3 protein-coding genes and 1 pseudogene are annotated in these 4,209 nt (G+C 48.5%); all 4 read left to right on the forward strand.

Annotated elements, in window-relative coordinates:
* Window positions 1-116: 116 nt before the first annotated feature.
* On the forward strand, window positions 117-1,028 hold the full coding sequence (locus B3O33_RS07225) for an AAA family ATPase (RefSeq protein WP_292361600.1): 912 nt from the start codon (window positions 117-119) through the stop codon (window positions 1,026-1,028).
* Entirely contained in the window at window positions 1,028-1,993 is a 966-nt protein-coding gene (locus B3O33_RS07230; RefSeq protein ID WP_292361599.1) for a DUF58 domain-containing protein, read from the forward strand. The genes B3O33_RS07225 and B3O33_RS07230 overlap by 1 nt, the downstream gene beginning before the upstream one ends.
* A complete protein-coding gene (locus B3O33_RS07235; RefSeq protein ID WP_292361598.1) occupies window positions 1,983-4,037 on the forward strand; it encodes a transglutaminase TgpA family protein in 2,055 nt (684 codons plus the stop codon). The genes B3O33_RS07230 and B3O33_RS07235 overlap by 11 nt, the downstream gene beginning before the upstream one ends.
* 74 nt (window positions 4,038-4,111) lie before the next feature.
* A pseudogene (locus B3O33_RS16005) lies at window positions 4,112-4,209 on the forward strand (tRNA threonylcarbamoyladenosine dehydratase); the annotation flags it as partial.

A 4,209-nucleotide genomic window follows, 5' to 3' on the forward strand; every position in this document is an offset into this window, starting at 1 on the left:
CTCGTGGTAACCTTCGTTTGACATATAAAACCCTCAAGTAAAAATAAAAGAACCCAAATCAAATTAACATGTCTATTCCGACAACAACAATAACCTATATCAATACAGGACTTTCCATGACGCAAGGCAGCACTGATCGCATACTCCACTCAATTAACGCGGTGATCCTGGGTAAACAACATGCCGTCAAACTGGCCTTATCCTGCCTGATTGCCCGAGGACATTTATTGATTGAAGATTTGCCGGGGGTCGGTAAAACCACGCTGGCACATACGCTTGCCACCACATTGGGTTTACGTTTTCAGCGGGTGCAATTCACCAGCGATATGCTGCCAGCGGATATTCTCGGTGTGTCGATTTATGATCCTGAAAAACACCAATTCAGCTTTCATCGCGGACCGATTTTTACCCAGTTACTGCTGGCTGATGAAATCAATCGGGCTTCTCCGCGCACGCAAAGTGCCTTGCTGGAAGCTATGGAAGAACAGCAGGTGACTATCGAAGGCGATAGCTATCCGCTGGAAGATCCTTTCTTTGTTATCGCCACTCAGAACCCAACCCATCAGATTGGCACATTCCCATTGCCTGAGTCACAACTGGATCGTTTTCTTATGAGGATTCAGCTGGGTTACCCCGATCATCAGGCAGAAAGGGCTTTGTTAATGGGAGAAGACCGACGACAATTACTCAGACAACTCGATGCCGAAATAACCCCGCACCAATTAATCAAATTACAACAAACTGCCAGCCATATCGCCTTGAGTGAAGCGTTAATTGATTATGTGCAGGCATTGTTACGTTACACCCGACAAAGTAGCCAGTTTTATAACGGTCTGTCGCCGCGCGCAGGCTTGGGGCTAATTCAAGCCGCCAGAGCCTGGGCGATGATCAGTGGACGGGATTTTGTACTTCCTGAAGATGTGCAGGCCGTGTTTCCCAGCATTGTGCAACATCGTCTGCAAGCCCGTGAACATCTGCAATCGGCGGATTGGGCGAACGATATTCTGCAGCAGGTGGTGATCCCCTGATGTGGGCCCGACAATACTGGCAGCGCTGGCGTCAGCAGCAGCGTTATCGCGTTTATATCCTGCCCAGCCGTTATGGATTAAGCTATTCGGTGTTGATTCTGGTGATGTTGCTGGGAGCGATTAACTACAACAACAGTCTTGGTCACTTGCTATGTTTTCTGCTGGTCGGTGTCGGCCATGTAGCCATGCATCACAGTTATCGCAATGTGCGTCAACTGGATTTTCAACTTGGTCAGGCTGAACCGGTATTTTGCGAACAGAACATACCATTGCCGCTAAATCTGACCAACCAGAGTCCCCGCCCCATCCGGCAATTGGAGATAGCCTATTTGCCATCAGGTCATCGATCAGCTTGGTGGCCGTTAAAACAATTTTCTCGCTATGTTGCAGTGTATAAGGCCTCAGCCATAGCTGCTGAGCAAACCAGTCAGCATCTGATCCCCATCCCAACCACCCGGCGGGGATGGCTGGAGTTAGGACGCCTCCGACTCTCCAGCATCTATCCTATCGGCCTGTTATTCAGCTGGTTTTTTATTGAGATCAAACAACGGGTTCTGGTCTATCCCAAACCAGTCGGCAATAAATCCCTACCGCTCGCTTCGGCACTGGAAGAAAGTGGTGTATTGCAACATCAGCATGGACTTGATGATTTTGCCGGCTTTCATCGTTATCGTGAAGGTGATGCCAGACAACATATTGCCTGGAAAGCGCTGGCGCGTGATGGTGTGTTACGCACCAAACAATTCAGCAGTCCGGCGGGCCAGTCATTGATGTTGCAGTGGGAAGCTGTGGCTGATTTACCTGATACTGAAGCCAGGTTGTCGCAGCTGTGCCAGTGGATTCTCACTGCTGATGCGGCCGGGATGCAATATGGTTTGAGCATGCCAAATCAAATGATTGCCGTCAGCAGTGGCGAACAACATCGGCACCAATGTCTGCAGAGTCTGGCGTTATATGGCGAATAAAAAACCCGTTATTGCCCCCTCAAAACCGGCTATTCACTGGCTGATGGTGACACTGACCATTATTGCGATTCCGCATTTCTTCTATCAGCCCATCTGGGTTGCACTGATATTCTTGTTCATGATGAGTTGGCGGCTGATGCACAGCTGGCGAGGATGGCCTCTGCCCGCCGATAAACGCTTGTTAAAAGGTCTGCACTCGGTCAGTGCCGTACTGACTATCTTGCTGGTGTTTTACAGCTATGGCATCACCATTGGCCGCGATGCAGGTGTAGCGTTATTGACTACCATGGCTGCCTTTAAGATTGTCGAAGTGAAAAGTCTGCGGGATTATTACCTGAGCTGTTTTATGGGATTTTTCCTGGTAATAACCCACTTTTTCTTTAATCAGACGATTCCGATAGTCATTTTAATGCTGGTCAATGTGATCCTGCTGACCAGCTGTCTGATTACCGTCAACGAAACTGACAGTTCTGCAAAAAGCCGGGTTAAACAGGCTAGTATTATGGTGCTGCAAGCCACACCGTTAATGCTGTTATTGTTTGTACTGTTTCCTCGTATTTCCGGTCCGATATGGGGACTACCGAATGACGCCATGGATATCCCTGACAGTTTGCCAGACAGCATGACATTGGGCGAATTACCGCCACGCAACAGCGCAACCACTGGAATGTCTGATGACATCACTATTGGCAATATCAGTCAGCTGATTCAATCCGATGCGATCGCTTTTCGCGTCAAATTTGATAACAACCGGTTTCCAGACAGACAAAATCTATACTGGCGTGGCCCGGTGCTGTGGCACACCGATGGTAAACGCTGGTTACCGTTGCAGGATAATCAAAAACAGTCCGATGCCGTATCAAAAATCCGCGTTTCTGGAGAAGCACTTTCCTACAGTATGACTCTGGAACCGCATGATCGGCGCTGGCTGTTTGCACTGGATTTTCCAACGGCCTATCCTGCAACCATGCAGACCCGACTGAGTGGTGATGGCGAATTAAACAGTCAGGAAACCGTCAAACAACGCATCCAATATCGGCTCAGCTCCAATACCGAGTATTTATTCAATCCGCTGAATGACCCATATCTGCGATATGGGTTAAATTTACCGGAAGATCATCATCCCCGCAGTCAGCGACTAGCCAGACAACTAATCGAAACAAGTGAATCAAATGAGGCTTATATTGATGCGGTTTTAGCATATTTCCGTCAGCAGAATTTCAGCTATAGCCTGACACCACCGGCTTTGCGTGGCGACACCATTGACCAGTTTCTATTTGAGACCCGGCAAGGGTTTTGTGAACATTATGCTGCAAGTTTCACCATATTGATGCGTGCCGGGGGCATTCCGGCCCGAATTGTGACCGGTTATCAGGGGGGTGAGATCAACCCAGTCGATCAGGTTCTGACCGTTCGGCAACGTGACGCCCATGCCTGGACTGAAGTCTGGCTTCCCAACAAAGGCTGGCTCAGAATTGATCCCACCGCCGCAGTATCGAGTAATCGGGTAGACTTCGGTATGAGGGATTTATTGCCAGCTGAACGACGCTCGCCCAGAGCGATTGCCAACAATGATCGGTTGGTGGAAATGTGGCAATCCGCCAAAAACAATTGGGATGCACTGAATAGCGCATGGGATATGTGGGTAGTCAGTTATGGACCGGAAAAACAATTGGAATTGCTTAAAAAGCTTGGCATGCAGCAACCGGACTGGCAAAAAATGATCCGCTGGCTGGCAATTGGTATTGCAATGGTATTCATCTGGATTGCCTGGACCACGCTAAGACTGAAGTCTCATTCGACAGACAGGGTACAGCGCGCCTATTTGAAATTTTGTAGCACACTGGCACGACATGGCATCGAAAGACAGCCGAATGAAGGTCCAGAGGCGTTTGCCATACGTGCGCAACAGGCTTTTCCTGCTTACCAGCAACAAATTTCTACCATAAGCACACTGTATATGCATGTCCGTTATCGTGGTGATGCCAGTGAAAACGATTTTATACAGTCAGTAAAACAATTTAAGCCTCAACATTCAGCCTGAAATAAGCCGGCTTTGCCATTAACGGGCGGTTATCGGAAAATAGCGGCAATTAAAATTGGTCCAGAGGTAAATTCATGGCGCACAACAACCCATTATTTGAGCGCACCCATATTTTGCTTGGCGATACTGGTATTGAACGGCTGCAAAACAGTCATGTTTTTCTGGCCGGTAT

The sequence above is a fragment of the Methylophaga sp. UBA1464 genome, assembly GCF_002325665.1.
GTDB lineage: Bacteria > Pseudomonadota > Gammaproteobacteria > Nitrosococcales > Methylophagaceae > Methylophaga.

Coding starts and splice junctions, on each gene's coding strand:
- B3O33_RS07225 (WP_292361600.1), top strand. CDS start 117: ATGACGCAAGGCAGCACTGATCGCATACTCCACTCAATTAACGCGGTG.
- B3O33_RS07235 (WP_292361598.1), top strand. CDS start 1,983: ATGGCGAATAAAAAACCCGTTATTGCCCCCTCAAAACCGGCTATTCAC.
- B3O33_RS07230 (WP_292361599.1), top strand. CDS start 1,028: ATGTGGGCCCGACAATACTGGCAGCGCTGGCGTCAGCAGCAGCGTTAT.